At 71.1% G+C, this 17124-nt stretch carries 11 protein-coding genes; 7 read left to right on the top strand and 4 right to left on the bottom strand.

The window, feature by feature from the left end:
* Positions 1-44: 44 nt before the first annotated feature.
* From ABEA10_RS22405 to gatB, 4 genes are all read left to right on the top strand, one after another.
* On the top strand, positions 45-2144 hold the full coding sequence (locus ABEA10_RS22405) for a putative bifunctional diguanylate cyclase/phosphodiesterase (RefSeq protein ID WP_345466871.1): 2100 nt from the start codon (positions 45-47) through the stop codon (positions 2142-2144).
* A gap of 107 nt (positions 2145-2251) precedes the next feature.
* A complete protein-coding gene (gene gatC / locus ABEA10_RS22400; RefSeq protein WP_345466869.1) occupies positions 2252-2599 on the top strand; it encodes an Asp-tRNA(Asn)/Glu-tRNA(Gln) amidotransferase subunit GatC in 348 nt (115 codons plus the stop codon).
* Positions 2600-2684: 85 nt separating this feature from the next.
* Positions 2685-4196 (top strand): Asp-tRNA(Asn)/Glu-tRNA(Gln) amidotransferase subunit GatA, encoded by a 1512-nt coding sequence (gene gatA, locus ABEA10_RS22395; RefSeq protein WP_345466867.1) that lies wholly within the window; start codon positions 2685-2687, stop codon positions 4194-4196.
* Entirely contained in the window at positions 4193-5689 is a 1497-nt protein-coding gene (gene gatB / locus ABEA10_RS22390; RefSeq protein ID WP_345466865.1) for an Asp-tRNA(Asn)/Glu-tRNA(Gln) amidotransferase subunit GatB, read from the top strand. The genes gatA and gatB overlap by 4 nt, the downstream gene beginning before the upstream one ends.
* Positions 5690-5748: 59 nt before the next feature.
* On the opposite strand, the gene ABEA10_RS22385 is transcribed toward gatB, so the two are convergent.
* From ABEA10_RS22385 to ABEA10_RS22375, 3 genes are all read right to left on the bottom strand, one after another.
* The gene (locus tag ABEA10_RS22385) at positions 5749-6741 is read right to left on the bottom strand and encodes a YihY/virulence factor BrkB family protein (RefSeq protein ID WP_345466863.1); all 993 of its coding nucleotides are present in this window, start codon (positions 6739-6741) and stop codon (positions 5749-5751) included.
* A gap of 70 nt (positions 6742-6811) precedes the next feature.
* Complete coding sequence (locus ABEA10_RS22380; RefSeq protein ID WP_345466861.1) at positions 6812-7363, bottom strand: suppressor of fused domain protein; 552 nt, start codon at positions 7361-7363, stop codon at positions 6812-6814.
* A 167-nt stretch (positions 7364-7530) separates the two neighbouring features.
* Positions 7531-10251, bottom strand: a complete 2721-nt coding sequence (locus tag ABEA10_RS22375; protein ID WP_345466859.1) for a glycoside hydrolase family 3 C-terminal domain-containing protein — start codon at positions 10249-10251, stop codon at positions 7531-7533.
* Positions 10252-10412: 161 nt separating this feature from the next.
* On the opposite strand from ABEA10_RS22375, the gene ABEA10_RS22370 reads away from it, so the two are divergent.
* Positions 10413-11603, top strand: coding sequence for an ROK family transcriptional regulator (locus ABEA10_RS22370; protein WP_345466857.1), 1191 nt, complete (start codon positions 10413-10415; stop codon positions 11601-11603).
* A 133-nt stretch (positions 11604-11736) separates the two neighbouring features.
* Here ABEA10_RS22370 and ABEA10_RS22365 read toward each other — a convergent pair whose 3' ends face one another.
* Positions 11737-12843: a PQQ-dependent sugar dehydrogenase gene (locus ABEA10_RS22365; protein ID WP_345466855.1), complete on the bottom strand. Its 1107-nt coding sequence runs from the start codon at positions 12841-12843 to the stop codon at positions 11737-11739.
* A 181-nt stretch (positions 12844-13024) separates the two neighbouring features.
* On the opposite strand from ABEA10_RS22365, the gene ABEA10_RS22360 reads away from it, so the two are divergent.
* Both ABEA10_RS22360 and ABEA10_RS22355 read left to right on the top strand, forming a co-directional pair.
* Positions 13025-13954: a 2-hydroxyacid dehydrogenase gene (locus ABEA10_RS22360; RefSeq protein WP_345466853.1), complete on the top strand. Its 930-nt coding sequence runs from the start codon at positions 13025-13027 to the stop codon at positions 13952-13954.
* 446 nt (positions 13955-14400) lie between these two features.
* Positions 14401-17118, top strand: a complete 2718-nt coding sequence (locus tag ABEA10_RS22355; RefSeq protein WP_345466851.1) for a putative bifunctional diguanylate cyclase/phosphodiesterase — start codon at positions 14401-14403, stop codon at positions 17116-17118.
* The last annotated feature ends 6 nt before the right edge of the window (positions 17119-17124 follow it).

The raw sequence follows: 17124 nt of genomic DNA, 5'->3' as shown, positions 1-17124 counted from the left end.
CGGATGTGAAAGCGGAGCGTTTGGTGTAACCCCTCGAGGACGTGATGAAGGACCCGAACAACACGCGAGACACGGTCCCACGGCGCGGGTCGCCGTTGTGGATCTACGTCGTCAGTGTCACTTCGGCCGGCGTCGTGGCGCTCGTCGCCTCGATCGCCTTCCTTCGCGCCGTCGATCTCCAGGAGCTGGTCCGTAACCCGCTTTTCTGGATCCTCGCCTGCCTGATCATCCTCGGCGAGCTGAAGCCGATCGTCACGCCGGGCTCCACCGAGACGACCGGCGCCACCATCTCGACCACGTTCACGTTCGCGACCATGCTGTACGCGGGCCTGCCCACGGCCCTGGTGTTCCAGGCGCTCGCGGCCGCGGCCACCGGCGCCCTGCGCCGCCGTGCGCTGCACCGCACCGTCTTCAACGTCGGCCAGTACACCCTGAGCTTCACCGCGGCCGGCCTGACCCTGCTGGCCTTCGGGATCACGGCCTCGCCGAGCCACGTGTGGGTCCCCGACGGCGCCGACCTGCTGCCGATGGCCCTCGCCGGCACGGCGTACTTCCTCGTCAACTCCGGGCTGGTCAACGCGGCGATCGCGTTCCACGAGCGGGGTTCGATGCTGAAGGCGATGCGCTGGAACTTCGGGCTCCAGCTGCTCGTGCACGCCGCACTGCTCGGGCTGGCGCCCCTGGTGACGGTGGCGATGAGCCGGTCGGCGGCGTTCGTGCCGCTGTTCGTGCTGCCGTTCATCGCGGTCTACCTCAACGCCTCGGTGTCGCTCAGCCGCGAATACCAGGCCATGCACGACGCCCTGACCGGCCTGCCCAACCGCAAGCTGCTGATCGTCCGTACCGAGCAGGCGCTCGCCGAGGCGCGCCACCGGGCCGAGCGGCGGGCGGTCCAGGGCCGGGGGGCCGACGAGGAGCCGCAGCAGCGGGTCGGCCTGTTCCTGCTGGACCTCGACCGGTTCAAAGAGGTCAACGACACGCTCGGGCACCCCACCGGCGACCGTCTCCTGCAGCTGGTCGCGCACCGGCTGACCCACAGCGTCCGGCCCGGCGACCTGGTCGCGCGGCTCGGCGGTGACGAGTTCGCGGTGCTGCTGCCGTCCGTACGCGACGCGCGCGCCGCCCGCGAGGTGGCGGCCCGGCTGCGGGCCGCGCTGGGCGAGCCGGTGCGCCTCGACGGCAACTCCTTCGACCTCGACGGCAGCGTCGGCATCGCCCTGCATCCCGACCACGCGCCCGACTTCGAGCTCCTGATGCAGCGCGCCGACGTGGCGATGTACGTGGCGAAGGAGAATCGCACCGGGGTGGAGATCTATTCACCCGACCGCGACCGCAACTCGCCCGAGCGCCTGGGCCGCCAGGGCGAGCTGCGCCGCGCCATCGACCGCGGCGAGCTCGAGCTCCACTACCAGCCCAAGATCTTCCTCGACGACGACCGCCCGGCCGGCATGGAGGCGCTGCTGCGGTGGCGGCACCCGACCAAGGGCCTGCTGACACCCGACCAGTTCCTGCCGATCGCCGAGCAGACCTACCTCATGCGCGGCATCACCGGCTTCGTGGTCGAGGCCGCCCTCGCGCAGGTGGCCGAGTGGTGGCAGGCCGGGCTGCCGGTCCAGGTCGCCATCAACGCCTCAGGGCGCGACCTGCTCGACGCCACGCTCACCGAGACGATCGCCTCGGGGCTGATGCGTCATGCCGTGCCGCCGCACGCGCTCCAGCTGGAGATCACCGAGCGGATCCTGATGACCGAGCCGGCCTACGCCGCCGACACGGTCGCCGCGCTCGCCGAGCTCGGCATCCCGCTGAGCCTGGACGACTTCGGCACCGGCTACTCCTCCCTCGTACGCCTGAGGAGCCTGCCGGTGGAAGAGATCAAAATCGACTCCTCGTTCGTGGGGCGCCTGTGCGACACCGGTGACGACGCGGTGATCGTGCAGTCCATCGTGGACCTCGTCCGCACCCTCGGGCTCCGTTCGGTCGCCGAGGGCGTCGAGGACGCCGCGACCGCGGACCTCCTGCGCAAGATGGGCTGCGACGCGGCCCAGGGCTACCATTTCCGGCCGCCGATGACGGCCGACGACGCCACCGCCTGGCTGCGCGAGCGCTCACACGAGCTGGCCGCCCCCGAAGAGGCCGCCTGCTAGCAGCCTGCGTGTGCCCGGATGATCAGTGCTGGGTAAACCGGTCGGTGCCAAGGGGCGACGCCCTCTAGGATTGAAACGAATCCATCGATCGCAGAAACGGTTTCCCTATGCCTGATGAGCACGCCGCCACGGGCTCCGCCGAGGAGGCAGCTTCCGGCGGTGCCATCACCCGTGACGATGTCGCGCACCTCGCCCGGCTGTCCCGGCTGGCGCTCCGCGAAGACGAACTCGAACATCTCGCCACCCAGCTCGGCGACATCATCTCCGCGGTCGCGCGGGTCCAGGAGGTCGCGGCGGAGGACATTCCGCCGACCTCGCACGCGCTGGCGCTGACCAACGTCTTCCGCGCCGACGAGCTACGGCCGGGCCTCACGCCCGAGCAGGCGCTCGCCGGTGCCCCGGCCTCCGAGCAGCAGCGCTTCAAGGTCCCGCGGATTCTCGACGAGGAGGCGTGATGGAGCGAACCCGACGCAGCGAGCGCAGTGGACGGGTGAGGTACGAGGCCGTCCGCGGAGCGAGTGAGGAGCCGGTGAGCGACCAATGAGCACGAGCGTGATTAAGAAGACCGCGGCAGAGGTCGCGGAGATCTTCGCTTCGGGCGAGGCGTCGGCGGAGGAGATCGCGCGAGAGCACCTCGGCCGGATCAAGGCGGTCGACGGCGACGTCAAGGCGTTCCTGCACGTCGACGAGGACAACGTCCTCGCGCAGGCGCGGGCGGTCGACGCCCGCCGGGCGGCCGGTGAGCGGCTCGGCCCGCTCGCGGGCGTGCCCATCGCGCACAAGGACGTCTTCACCACCAAGGACATGCCGACCACCTGCTCGTCCAAGATCCTCGAGGGCTGGCAGCCGCCGTACGACGCGACCGTCACGGCGCGGCTGCGCGAGGCGGGCATGGTCATCCTCGGCAAGACCAACATGGACGAGTTCGCGATGGGCTCCTCCACGGAGAACAGCGCGTTCGGCCCGACCCACAACCCGTGGGACCTGACGAAGATCCCCGGCGGCTCGTCCGGCGGCTCGTCGGCGGCCGTCGCCGCGTACGAGGCGCCGCTCGCCACCGGCACCGACACGGGCGGCTCGATCCGCCAGCCCGCCGCGGTGACCGGCCTGGTCGGCATGAAGCCGACCTACGGCGGCTCCTCCCGGTACGGCGTGATCGCGTTTGCCTCCTCCCTCGACACCCCGGGGCCCCTGGCCCGTACGGTGCTGGACGCGGCGCTGCTGCACGAGGCGTTCTCCGGGCACGACCCGATGGACTCCACCTCGATCGACCGCCCGGTGCCGCCGGTGGTCGAGGCCGCGCGCCGCGCCGACGTCGAGGGCCTGCGGATCGGGGTCGTCAAGGAGTTCGGCGGCGAGGGCTACCAGCCGGGCGTCCTGGCGCGCTTCCGCGAGGCGGTGGAGCTGCTCGAGTCGCTCGGCGCGAAGGTCGTCGAGGTGTCCTGCCCGCACTTCACCTACGCGCTGCCCGCCTACTACCTGATCGCACCGTCGGAGTGCTCGTCCAACCTGGCCCGGTTCGACGCGATGCGCTACGGCCTGCGGGTCGGCGACGACGGCACCCGCTCGGCCGAGGAGGTCATGGCGCTGACCCGCGCCGAGGGCTTCGGACCCGAGGTCAAGCGCCGGGTCATGCTCGGCACCTACGCCCTGTCCAGCGGCTACTACGACGCCTACTACGGCAAGGCCCAGCAGGTCCGCACCCTCATCGCCCGCGACTTCGACGCCGCGTTCGAGCAGGTGGACGTGCTGGTGTCGCCGACCACGCCGACGACCGCGTTCCCGATCGGCGAGCGGGCCGACGACCCGATGGCGATGTACCTCGCCGACCTGTGCACGATCCCGTCGAACCTCGCCGGCAACGCCGCGATCTCGGTGCCCTGCGGCCTGGCCGACGAGGACCGCCTGCCGGTCGGCCTGCAGGTGATGGCCCCCGTGCTGGCCGACGACCGCACCTACCGCGTCGCCGCCGCCGTCGAGAAGGCCCTGCAGGATCGCTGGGGCGGCCCGCTGCTGGCGCAGGCCCCTGACCTCACGGAGGCTGTGAAGTGACCACCACGCTGGTGCCGTACGACGAGGCGCTGACCCGGTACGAACCCGTGCTGGGCATCGAGACCCACATCGAGCTGGGCACCAAGAGCAAGATGTTCTGCGGCTGCCCCACCGAGTTCGGCGCCCCGCCGAACACCCAGGTCTGCCCGGTCTGCCTGGGGCTGCCGGGGGCCCTGCCGGTGACGAACCAGGCCGCCATCGAGGGCATCATCAAGATCGGTCTGGCGCTGAACTGCTCGATCGTGGAGTGGTGCCGGTTCGCCCGGAAGAACTACTTCTATCCGGACATGCCGAAAAACTTCCAAATCTCGCAGTACGACGAGCCGCTGTGCGTCGACGGCCACCTCGACGTCGAGGTCGACGGCGAGACGTACCGCATCGAGATCGAGCGCGTCCACATGGAGGAGGACACCGGCAAGTCGCTGCACGTCGGTGGCGCCACCGGACGCATCCAGGGCGCCGACTACTCCCTGGTCGACTACAACCGCGCCGGCATCCCGCTCGTGGAGATCGTCACCAAGCCGATCGTCGCGACCGGCGACAAGGCGCCGCTCGTCGCGCGTGCGTACGCCACCGAGCTGCGCGAGCTGGTCCGCGCCCTGGGCGTGTCCGACGTGCGCATGGAGCAGGGCTCGATGCGCTGCGACGTCAACGTGTCGCTCATGCCCACCGGCTCCTCGGTCTGGGGCACCCGCTCGGAGACCAAGAACGTCAACTCCCTGCGCTCGGTGGAGCGGTCCGTCCGCCACGAGATCGAGCGGCAGGCGGGCGTGCTCGACGCGGGGGAGCGGGTGGTCCAGGAGACGCGCCACTTCCACGAGGACACCGGCACGACGACGAGCGGCCGCAGCAAGGAAGAGGCGCAGGACTACCGCTACTTCCCCGAGCCGGACCTGGTGCCGATGGCCCCGCCCCGCGCGTGGGTGGACGAGCTGCTGAGCGGCCGGCCCGAGCTGCCCGCCGCCCGCCGCGCGCGGGTGCGCGAGGAGTGGTCCCTCAGCGACAAGGAGCTGCAGGACATCGTCAACGCGGGCGCGCTCGACCTCATCGAGGAGACCGTACGCGCGGGGGCGGAGGCCGCCGCGGCCCGCAAGTGGTGGATGAACGAGCTGTCCCGCCGCGCCACCGAGCAGGGCGTCGAGCTCACCGAGCTACCGGTCACCCCGGCCGACGTCGTCCGCGTGAGCGCGCTGGTCGCCGAGGGCGCGCTGAACGACAAACTGGCACGCCAGGTGTTCGACGGCGTCCTCGCGGGCGAGGGCACCCCGGACGAGGTCGTCGAGGAGCGCGGACTGAAGATCGTCAGCGACGAAGGCGAGCTGGCCGCCGTCGTCGACGAGGTCATCGCGGGCAACCCCGACGTCGCGGACAAGATCCGCGGCGGCAAGGTGGCCGCGGCCGGTGCCCTGGTCGGCGCCGTGATGAAGGCCACCCGAGGCCAGGCTGACGCGGGCCGCGCCCGCGAGCTGATCATCCAGAAACTGACCGGCTGACAACACTCCGACGCGATGCGGTCCGCGGGGATGCGGACCGCGTCGCGTCGCGGGGTCTGTCACCCCGCGGGCTCCGCCACCGGGGCGGTGCCCGAAGTGTCGGGCTCCGGTGGTTCGTCGCGGAAGGCGGCGCGGTGGGCCAGGAGGCGTTCGATCTCGACGTTGATCTCGGCGCCCAGCAGGATGATGTAGCACGACATGTACAGCCACGTCGCGATGGCCGCCGCTCCCGCCAGGGTCCCGTACGTCGAGCTTCTCCCGCCCGTGTCGGCGGTGTAGAGCGCCAGGGCGGCCGACATCACGGCCCAGGCGGTGATCGCGATGCCCGCGCCCCAGCGGACCGCGTGCCAGTCGGCGTTCGCGCGGTCCGTGCCCCACCGGTACAGCAGGATCAGGCCGATCACCGCCAGGACGGCCAGCAGCAGGCAGCGGATGGCGAAGCCCATGATCACGTCGGCGTCCCGCAGCCCGAGCCGTGGCACCGAGGCGACCAGCCACAGCGCTCCCAGCACGGTCGCCAGCGCCCCGGCCGTCAGGCCGAACGCCGTCGCGCGCTTGCGGATCACGTTCCGCGTGTCCTCCGCGTCGATCACGACGTGCAGCCCGTTGATGAGCGCGCCGAAGCCGCGGGAGCAGGTCCACAGCACGCCGAGCAGGCCGATGATCAGACCCACCGTCCGGCCCTGGCCGCTCATCGCCGCGACCGCGTCGGACAGCTGGCCGGTCAGGGATCGCGCGACGGGAGGGGGCAGGATCCCGGCGAGCGGGTCGAGCTGCGAGCGCACCCAGGCCGGCCCGGCGACCAGCGATGCCACCGCCATCACCCCGATGAGCAGCGGCACGATCGACAGGATCGCCCAGAAGGCGACGCCGGCCGCGATCAGCCCGACGTTGTCCTCCTTGGCCTCCTTGCGCACGCGCTGGAGGACGACGGCCCAGTCGCGGGCGGTGAAACCCTCACCGGGGCCGGCGACCGCCCGGCGCATGGCGTCCGCGCTCAGGATTCGCCGCAAGAACAGCGCTATCCGCACATGCCGCTGATCTTCTGACATTGGACTGACGATAGGGGCAGAAGAGGCGCGGCGCCATCCCGTTCGGTGACCGGACGGTCACGCGGAAAGGTCAGACGGCGGACGGACGCCGCAGGTCCAGCAGATCGGTGCCGGCCGACTCCCACAGCTCGAACAGCTCGCCGGTCTCGTGATCCCCCAGGTACGCGCCCTCCGGCCCGGTGATCGGCACCAGCGTGACGAACTGCAGGCTCAGCGTCCCGTCCGCGTCGCGGACCAGGTTGAACATCTCGTCCGCGTACGGGTGCGGCGCCGCGAGCAGGCCGCGGATCTCCGTGTCCGGCACCAGCGGCTCCTCGACGAGCAACCCGTCGTCGTACTCCAGTTCGACGTCGCCGAGCACCGACAGCCGGGCGAACCGCTCCACGAGCCGCTCGGCATGCTCCTCCTGCCCCGGCCGTACGGAGCAGGCCAGTTCGAGCGGCAACGGCGACTGCAGCATCCGGGAGCGCAGTCCGATGGTGACCACGCTCACCATCGACGGCGACTCGAAGAAGAACACGCCGAGACCGAGGTCGCGGCCGGAGTCGTTCTCCAGGGGATGCGCGCGGAGGAAGGGCCCCAGGTGGCGTTCGACGTGCTCGGTCACCTCACGGTCGTCCATCTGCGACAGCCTAGGACCCGCTCAGGACGCCGGAATCACCAGGATCCTGTCATCGCGGTTGATCTCATCGAAGCGGTCCTGGCCGAACTCAGTGGCGAACATGTCCGGTGGTGTGAGAGGCGGGTCGGGACACCCGACCCGCCTACTCGATTCAGCGATCTCTACTGTCAGGGAACCCGGACGACGAAGGTCGTCGAGGCGGATCCCCCGTTGGAGTGGACGGTGGCGGTCACGGTCGCCACGCCGGATCCGACGGTGCGGATGACGCGGTCGCCCACGATCCTGACGACCTTCGGGTTGTCACTGCGGTAGGACACATGCACCCCTGCGGGCAGCGGCGTGCTCTGGCCCTTGGTGACGTAGCCGTAGCTGCTCTCGTCCTTCATCGACACCGTGAGCTGCGGGTCGATCGTGGTGCCCTTGTCGAAGGTCACCCGCTGGACGATGCCCTGGGCGGCGTCCCCGGCCTGGGCCGGCTTGGCGGTGACGACCGCCGGCGACGGCTTCAGCGTGCCGTCGACCCGGACGTCGGCCTTTGCCGCGACGTCCCCGCTGCTGCTGCCGACCCGGAGCTCGTACGTGCCCGGATCGACCACGTAGCGGTTCGACGACTCGTCGAAGAACGCGAGCTTGGACGCCGGGAAGGTCAAGCGGACCGTCTTGCTCCGGTGCGGGTCCACGGTGACCTTGTCGAACGCCTCCAGCCGCTGGGCCGGGCGCTCCTTGCTCACCGGCTCGAACGGCGTGCTCACGTACAGCTGCGGCACCGTGGAGCCCCGCGCGTCACCCTTGTTGGTGACCTTCACGGTCGCCTGGACCGTGCCGTTCGCGTCCACCTTCTTCTTGACGTTCAGGGCCGAGTAGGAGAACGGCGTGTAGCTCAGGCCGTACCCGAACGGGTACGTGACGTCCCCGTTGAAGTACATGTAGGTGCGGCCGTGGGTAGTGGAGGTGGGCCGGACGTTGTAGTCGCCGATCGCGGGGATCTGGTTCTGGTCGGCGTACCAGGTGAACGGCAGCCGCCCGCTCGGGTCGGTCTTGCCGAGCAGCACGTCGGCGAGCGCGGCGCCCTGCTCCTGCCCGTTGTAGGAGCTCCACAGCATCGCGGGCACCTGCGACTGGAAGCCGTTCGTGTCGACCTGACCGACGGTCTCCATGTACGCGACGGTGTGCGGGTTGCGGGCCGCGACCTGGCTGATCAGCGACGCCTGCGCGCCGGGCAGCGCCAGCGTGGTGCGGTCGACGTCCTCACGGGAGTTGCTGGAGTTGGTACCCGCGACGACGATGACCACGTCGTACTGGTCGGCCGCCGCGACGGACACGGAGTCGACGGTGTTGAGCGTGCTGCCGGTGACGCCGGGGTAATAGTCGACCGTGGCGTCCGGGTTGATCTTCTGGATCGCGGCCTTGATGCCCTGGTAGGGGTTGACCTGCTTGGCGGCCCCGGAGGGGCCCTCGTAGGTGGCGTAGCCGCCGAGGAAGAGCGGGGACTGGTTGGCGTAGGCGCCCATGACCGCGACCTTGTAGGAGCCCTGGGCGGGCACCTTCAGCGGCAGCAGGTCGTCTTTGGCGCCGGCGGCCGGGGCGTTCTTCAGCAGCACGAGGCTCTGCTCGGCGGCCTGCTGCGCGAGCGCGATCCGCTCCGGGGTCTGGGTGACGGCCTTGTTGTCGTCGGAGTTGACCCAGGCGGTCCCGCCCAGGCGGGCGCGGGCGTCGCGCACCCACGGCACCTGGTCCTCCTGGTCGAACTCGCCGGTCTGGATCCGTGCGGTGAAGAGCCGGACGAGGGCGACATCGACGTCGTTCTCGTTGAAGACACCGGTCTGGGTGGTGATGTGCTTGGCGACCGCGTCGGGGACGGTGTTCCCGTAGTTGGACGCGTCATGGTAGCCGCCGTTGCAGTCCAGGTCCTCACCGGCGGTGATGGCGTAGGCCGTCCGGCCGTACTGGTCGAGCGGAGCGGAGGCGCCCGGCGGCTGCCAGTGGTGGCCGCCCTGGATCTCGTACACCGCGTCGCAGTCGGAGGTGAAGTACCCGCCGAAGCCCCACGTCTGCCGGGCCAGCGTGTCCATCAGTTGGACGCTCGCGGCGGCGGGGACGCCGTTGACCCGGTTGTACGAGCTCATGATCGAGCCAGGGTGGGAGCTCTCGATGATGTCGCGGAACTGCGCCGTGTAGTACTCCCGCAGCGTCCGCTGGTCCATGTCGGAGGTGCCGGTGCGGCGGTTGTACTCGCTGTTGTTGGCGGCGAAGTGCTTGAGCGTGGCCACCGCCTTGAGGTAGCCGTTCGCCGACGCGGGCAGCTTTCCGTTCTCGTCCTGGCCCTGCAGGCCGTTGACGTACTGGCCGGCGAGTGCGGCGGTCAGCGTCGGGTCCTCGCTCCAGGTCTCGTCATTACGGCCCCAGCGCGGGTCGCGGCCGAGGTTGACGGTGGGGGAGTAGAAGTCGAGGTTCTCCGTGTTGTTCGGCATCACCTCGCGGGCCTCGTCGCCGATGGCGCTCGCGACCTTGTGAACCAGGTCGGGGTTCCAGGTGCTGCCCATCGCCAGGTCGACCGGGTAGGACGTCGTGTTCGTGGCGGGCGGCGGATTCGACGTGCTGGTAGTGATCGCGGCGACACCGTGCGATGCCTCGTTCCACCAGCCCCACTGCGCGACACCGAGCCGGGGGATCGCCGGCGCGATGTTGCTGTTCATCTGCTGGGCCTTCTCGGTGAGCGTGAGGCGGCCGACGAGGTCCGCAGCGCGCTCGGCCGACGAGTAGGCCGGGTTGAGGTAGATCGCGTTTGTCGGCGCCGCCTCCTGCGCCGACGCGCTGGGCATGCCGGTCGCTGCGGCGCAGCACAGTGCTGCTCCCGCCGCGATCAGCGCGAACGGTTTTCTGTACAAGGAATCTCCCAGGACGCACCTAGTTGCCGTGGCCGGTACCCGCTCAGGCCGCTGACACTGGCGGACTTTAGAGAAGCCGGTTTATAAGCATCAAGGAGTAACAAAGGCCAAAAACGGCCATAATTAATACGAATCTCGGACGAACCGTTACTATCCGTCCCGTGTCGGATGCTCCTGGGTCGCTCGCGTCGTTGCGGTCGCGGAACCGCCTCCTGGTGCTGGAGACCGTGCAACGGCGCGGCCGGATCAGCAGGGTCGGCATCGCCCGCGCCACGGGCCTGTCGCGGACCACGGTCTCGAGTCTCGTCGCCGAACTCCTCGCCGAGGGGGTGCTGACCGAGTCCCCCGGCGACGCCGGACGCCGCACCTCGACCAGCGGTGGCCGCCCTGCCACCCCGCTCACCCTGAACCCGGACGGCGGCGGCGTGCTCGGCGTCCATCTCCGCCACGCCGGCATCCGTGTGCTCTTCACCGACCTGTCCGGAGGCGTGCTCGGCGAGCGGTACCGGGCGCTCGACGTCGACCACCTCCCGGACGACGCGCTGGCCTACGTCGCCGACACCGCGCTCGACCTGGTCGCGGCGGCGGGCCGCGACGCCGGCCGGGTCTTTGGCATGGGCGTCGCGGTGTCGGCCCCGATGCAGTCGCGGTCCCACACGCTGCGGACCCCGTCGGTGCTGGCCGACTGGAGCGGCGTCGACATCGCCGCACGCCTGCGCGAGCGCATCGGGGTGCCGGTCCACGTCGGCAACGATGCGAACCTCGGCGCGCTGGCCGAATGGACCTTCGGCGCGGCCCGGGGCGCCGACGATCTCATCTACGTGATGCTGTCGGACGGCGTCGGCGCCGGACTGATCCTGAACGGCCGCCCGTACGAGGGGGCCACCGGGTCGGCCGGTGAGCTGGGGCACATCTCCGTGATCGACGGCGGGTACGTCTGCCGATGCGGGAACCGGGGCTGCCTCGAGACGGTCATCGGAGCCCGCGGACTGACCTCGGCCTTCGCGCACACCCGTGGGCCGGAGACGACCATCGCCGACGTGGTGGCGCTGCTCGCGGCCGACGACCCCGGGGCGCGGCGGGTCGTCGCCGACGCCGGCCACATGCTCGGCCGCGCGCTGGCCGGCATCTGCGCCATGCTCGAACCCCGGCTGGTGGTCATCGGCGGCGAGGTCGCGGCGGTCGGCCGGACCCTGCTGGACGGCGTCCGCGACGTGCTGGCCCAGCGGCTGCCTCCGGCGATCAGCCAGGGCGTCACCGTCACCACCGGACGCCTCGGCGATCGGGCCGAGGCGCTCGGCGCCATCGCGCTCGCCACCCACAGCACGTCCGCGCACCTGCTGACGCCGTGACCCCAGGCCCGGTCCGCCCTCGCCGGAGTCGGGGACGGCTGGTGCCGTCCCATGTACCTACGACAAAAACGCGCCAGCGCATGACCACCCCTGCCGCAGGGCGAACGTTGCTTGATGCTGCACTAGGACCCGATCAGGACACCGGAACCACCAGGATCCGGTCATCGCCCTTGGCCGGGGTGCCGCGCCCGTCGCGGTTGCTCGTGCTGACCCACAGCGAGCCGTCGGGGGCGGTGACGACCGCCCGCAGGCGGCCGTACCGGCCCTCGAAGTGCGGCACCGGCCTGCCGACCGTCCCGTTCGCGTTGACCGGTACCTGCCACAGCCGCCGTCCGGCCAGCGCGCCCGCCCACAGCGACCCGTGGTCGTAGGCCAGCCCCGACGGAGACGCCTCGGAGGTCCGCCACGTCAGCAGCGGCGGTGTGTACCGCTTCCGGTCGCCGCCGAACCCCTCGACCACGGGCCAGCCGTAGTTGTGCCCGGGCAGGATGCGGTTGATCTCATCGAAGCGGTCCTGGCCGAACTCCGTGGCGAACATCCGGCCCCGCGAGTCCCACGCGAGGCCCTGCACGTTCCGGTGCCCGTAGGAGTAGACGAGCGTGCCGTACGGGTTGCCGGGCGCGGGCCTGCCGTCGAGCGTCATCCGCAGGATCTTGCCGCCGAGCGAGGACCGGTCCTGCGCCAGCCCGCCGCGCCCGGTCTCGCCGGTCGAGGCGTAGAGGAAGTGGTCGGGGCCGAACGCGAGGCGGCCGCCGTTGTGGATCTGGCCGCGCGGAATGCCCTTCACGAGCGTCTGCACGCCGCCGATGCCCTGGCCTTCGCGGTACTGGAAGCGGGCGATCCGGTTGTCGGAGGAGGCGCTGTAGTAGACGAACACCCAGTGGTCCCTGGCGTACGACGGGGAGACCGCCACGCCGAGCAGGCCGCCCTCGCCGGCAGGCGACACGCCCGGGACGGTTCCGACCGTACTGAGCTTCCCCTTGGGGGTGACGCGCAGGAGGCGGGCGGTGTCCCGCTCGGTCACCAGGGCGTCGCCGCCGGGCAGGAACGCGATCGCCCACGGGACCGACAGCCCCGTCACCAGGTCGCGCGGCGTCCCGAGCCGCGCCACGGAGGCCGCGGGCGAGGCCGGCGGCGAGCCGGCGGGCGGTGGCGTGGTGCCGCCCGCACGCGGCGATCCACCGGACGAGCAGCCGGCGAGCACCAGTGCACCCGCGATGACGAATGTGTTAAGCCGCACTTTGGTCAAGTTCCCATCTCAATACAGAACGAACTCGTCCGGCCCGTGCTGACTCTCCGTGGTCGCCCTCCGCGGTGGCGAGAACGGGCGTTCCGTACCCCTCCATGCCCCATCGTCACACCTCGGCGTCACAGCCCGGAAGCACTGGTCGTACGATCTTTTCCACCGGAGGGGAGGGTCAGTGAGAATCTGGGTGCCGGACCGGGAGCTCGCCGACGCCGTCGAAGGCGTCGCGGGCATCGAGGGCGTCGAGGACGTGAGCGTGCGGATCTACGACGGCCGCACAGACGAGCGCCCCGGCGACCCGGCCGAGGTCGACCTCTACGTCCCGCCGTTCGTCGCGACTCCGCGCAGCCGCGAGATCGTCGCCGAGATGTCGAACCTGCAGGTCATCCAGTTGCAGGTGGCGGGAGTCGACACGTTCCTGCCGCTCGTGCCCGAGGGTGTCGTCCTGTGCAACGCGCGCGGCGTGCACGACGCGAGCACGGCCGAGTGGGTGGTCGGCGGCATCATCGCGGCCCAGCGGGAGTTCCCCGGCTTCCGCGACGCCCAGCGTGAGGGGCGCTGGGACTGGCACATGACAGACGCCTTGACAGACCGCACCGTGATGATCGTCGGGTACGGCTCGGTGGGCGCGGCGATCGAGCGGCGCCTCACCCCGTTCGAAGCTCACGTCATCCGGGTCGCCCGCACCGCCCGCGATGGCGTACACCCTGTGAGCGCGCTGCCCGGACTCCTGCCCGAGGCCGACGTCGTCGTTCTCATCGTGCCCTCGACCGCCGAGACCACCGGGCTGGTCGACAAAACGTTCCTGGCCTGCATGAAGGACAATGCGCTGCTGGTCAATGCCGCGCGCGGCATCGTCGTGGACACCGAGGCGCTGCTGACCGAGGTGACCGCAGGCCGGCTCCGCGCCGTACTCGACGTGACCGACCCCGAGCCGCTGCCGGCCGGCCATCCGCTCTGGACCGCGCCCGGCGTGTTCATCACCCCGCACGTCGGTGGTTCCACCCCGGCGTCGCGCCGGCGGATCGTCGCTCTCGTTCGTGACCAGGTCAGGCGGTTCGTCACGGGCGAGCCTCTGATCAATGTCATTAAGGGCGACTACTGATCGGGTAAACACTGCCCGGCGGTCCTTTGCCCGCCGAGGGTCGATTACAGGCCGCTACTTTCCCTGATCGGCGGCTATTCCCGACAAAACGCCCAAAAGGTCAGGGTTGCGGTTACTCACCGTGGTTACCTGTCGCCTGCTGGACGCCCGGCCTCAATCGCTCCGTGACATACGGCCCGTAGATTGAGCCGCGAAGCTGACCAGCCCGACCACCGCGCGGACCATGCCGGAAGACCCCGGCCTTGATTCGCGGGGTTCGCAACTCAAAACCCGGTGTCCCGCGCGGGCGGGACACCGCCTCGCAAGGATGACAAGGCACTTGACAGACCGGCGGCGAGACCGCCGGAGAGCCGCCCGGGTTCGGTGGAGAATCCGGGAGTCATGTGCGCCCTGCGAGGCGTTTCCAGAGCGGGACGGCTCATGATCAGTCGCGGGGAGCAAGTGAGATGACCGGGGAGGGAGCGGAGCGGCGGCGCTGGCACGTACCGGCGCCGGTGCGGCCGTTCGGAGTGCTCGCGGCGCTCGCCTTGATCTACGCCCTCGCGCTCGGGCTGGGCTGGGGCGGCGGGCTGTCCGGAGCATGGCTCTCCGCCTGGGCCGCGGCCATCGCGTCGTCGTCGCTCATGTACGCCGCCGTGCGCGCGCCCCAGACGGCCGTCGGCAAGATCGACCGGGACATGTGGCGGTGGTTCGGCGTGGCCGCGCTGGCCTGGTGCGCCGGCGCCACCGTGAACGCCGTCTCCCGCCTCGTGATCAGCCGCGCCGTGGTGACGGTCTCGCCGGCCGACCTGTTCCTGCTGGTCGCGCCGATCGCCATCACCGCGGGCTTCCTCGCGCCGGTACGCCTGCCGCGCAGCCCGCGTCCCTGGCTGCGCTACCTGGCCGACACCTACGTCTGCGCCTGCGCCCTGTTCGTGGTCGGCTGGGTCGCGATCTTCGACCGGCTCTACCACGACTCCGGAGAGGGCTGGGGCCAGTACCTCATCGAGCTGCGCTACCCGGTGCTGGACGCCGCCCTGGTCTGCGCGCTGTTCCCGATGGCCCTCGTCGCCGTGCGCGCGAACCACCGGCCCGCCGCGCTCGCCTACGGCGCGCTGCTCGTGGTGTCCGCGGCCGACGTGGTGTACGCCGTGCTCCGGCTGGGCGACGACGCCACCCACGGCATCCCGGCCGACGTGGTCCGCACGGCCGGACTCCTGCTCCTGGCCGCCGTGCCCTGGATCGGGCGCGGCGGGCGGCCGGCCGAGGACATACGCCGGCCGCTGGTCGGCCCGGGCCTCGCGCCCGCCGCCACCGCCGCCGCGGCGGCGATCTTCGTGGCCGGCCACACGCTCACGGGCGCCCGCGGGCTGCGGCCGATCGTGCCGATCGTCGCGGGCACGGCGGTGCTGGTCCTGCTCGCCCGGCTCGCCGAGCTCGTCCGCGAGAACGACCGCCTGGGCCACGCCGCCGCGAGCGGCGAGAAGCACTTCCGCGCACTCGCCGAGAGCATCAACGACGTCGTGCTCATCTGCGGGCTCGACGGTGTCGTGCAGTACGTCAGCGCCGGCCCACGCCGCTCGTACCACTACGCCGCCGAGGACCTCCTCGGCCGCCCCGTGTACGACGTCGTCCACCCCGAGGACCTGCCGCGCGTCGTGGACGCGGTGACGGCCTTCCTCGACGCCGACTGCGACCGCGACGTCGCGCGCATCGCCTGCCGCGTACGGGCCACCGACGGCACATGGCTGCCCACCGAGTCGACCATCTCCCGGTACGGCCGCTCCGGCGACGGCACCGACCAGCTCCTGGTCACCACCCGTGACTTCAGCGAACAGGTGGCGCTGGAGCGCCAGGTCGCCCACCTGACCTTCCACGACGGGCTGACCGGCCTGCCCAACCGCGCCTACCTCGAAGAACGCGCCCGCGAGAAGGTCGGGCGCAGCCAGGGGCCGGTCGCGGTCGTCTTCGTCGACCTCGACGGGTTCACCGCCGTCAACGACTCCATCGGCCACGCCGGGGGCGACCAGCTCCTCGCCCAGGCGGCGCGCCGGCTCCGCGCGGGTGTGCTCGCCGACGACACGGTCGCGCGCTGGGGCGGTGACGAGTTCGCCGTGCTCATGGAGAGCGCGACCGAGGTGCAGACCGTGGTCGACCTCGGCGAGCGTCTCCTGCGGGCCCTGGCCGGCGAGCCGTACCGCGTCGCCGACCGCGCCATCGTGCTCACCGCCAGCGTCGGCATCGCCTTCACCGAGGACTGCATCGAGGGCGCCGAGCTGATCCGCAACGCCGACATCGCGCTGTCGCGGGCGAAGGACCTCGGCGGCGGCCGGGTCGAGGTCTTCGCCGCCAAGATGCACGCCGACGTCATGCGCCGGCTCGAACTCGGCAGCGACCTGCAGCGCGCGCTCACCGAGCAGCAGTTCGCCGTGGAGTTCCAGCCCGTGGTCGAGCTGGCCACCTCGCGGGTCACCGGGGTCGAGGCCCTGGTCCGCTGGTGGCGCGACGGCGTCTCCGTGCCTCCCGAGGAGTTCATCGGCACCGCCGAGGAGTCCGGCCTCATGGTGCCGCTCGGCAACTGGGTGCTGCGCGAGGCGTGCGCCCAGGTGGCCCAGTGGCGCGAGAACGGCTGGGAGATCGGCCTGTCGATCAACCTGCGGCCGCGCGAGATCGCGGCGGCGCACTTCGTCGACTCGGTCGCGGCCGCGCTCGCCGACAGCGGCCTGCCGCCCGGGGCGCTGACCCTGGAGGTCAAGGAGGAGGTGCTGGTCGACGGCTCCGATGAGCTCATCGAGCGGCTGTCGGCACTGCGCGACCTCGGCGTGCGGCTGGCCATCGACGACTTCGGCACCGGCTACGCCTCCCTCGCCTTCCTGCGGCAGCTCCCGGTCGACGTCATCAAGATCGACCCGTCGTTCGTCTCCGGGCTCGGCCGCGACGAGACCCTCACGCTGCTGACCCGCACCATCGCCCGGGTCGGCCGGGACCTCGGCCTCACGGTCGTGGCCGAGGGCGTCGAACGGCCCGAGCAGCTCGAGCTCCTCCGTGAGATGGGCTGCCCCCGGGGCCAGGGCTATCTCGTGTCCCGGCCGATGGCGCCGGGGGGCATCGAGGCGCTCGTCCAGCTGAACCCGCGCGGCGAGGCGTCCATCCCGCTCCACGGTTCGGTGATCTCCGCCAGCTGACCGGAC

Origin of the sequence: Actinoallomurus oryzae (assembly GCF_039541955.1) — a bacterium.
Lineage (GTDB): Bacteria > Actinomycetota > Actinomycetes > Streptosporangiales > Streptosporangiaceae > Actinoallomurus > Actinoallomurus oryzae.
The sequence above is the reverse complement of the archived record's forward strand: the minus strand, read 5'-3'. Positions and strand labels throughout refer to the sequence as shown.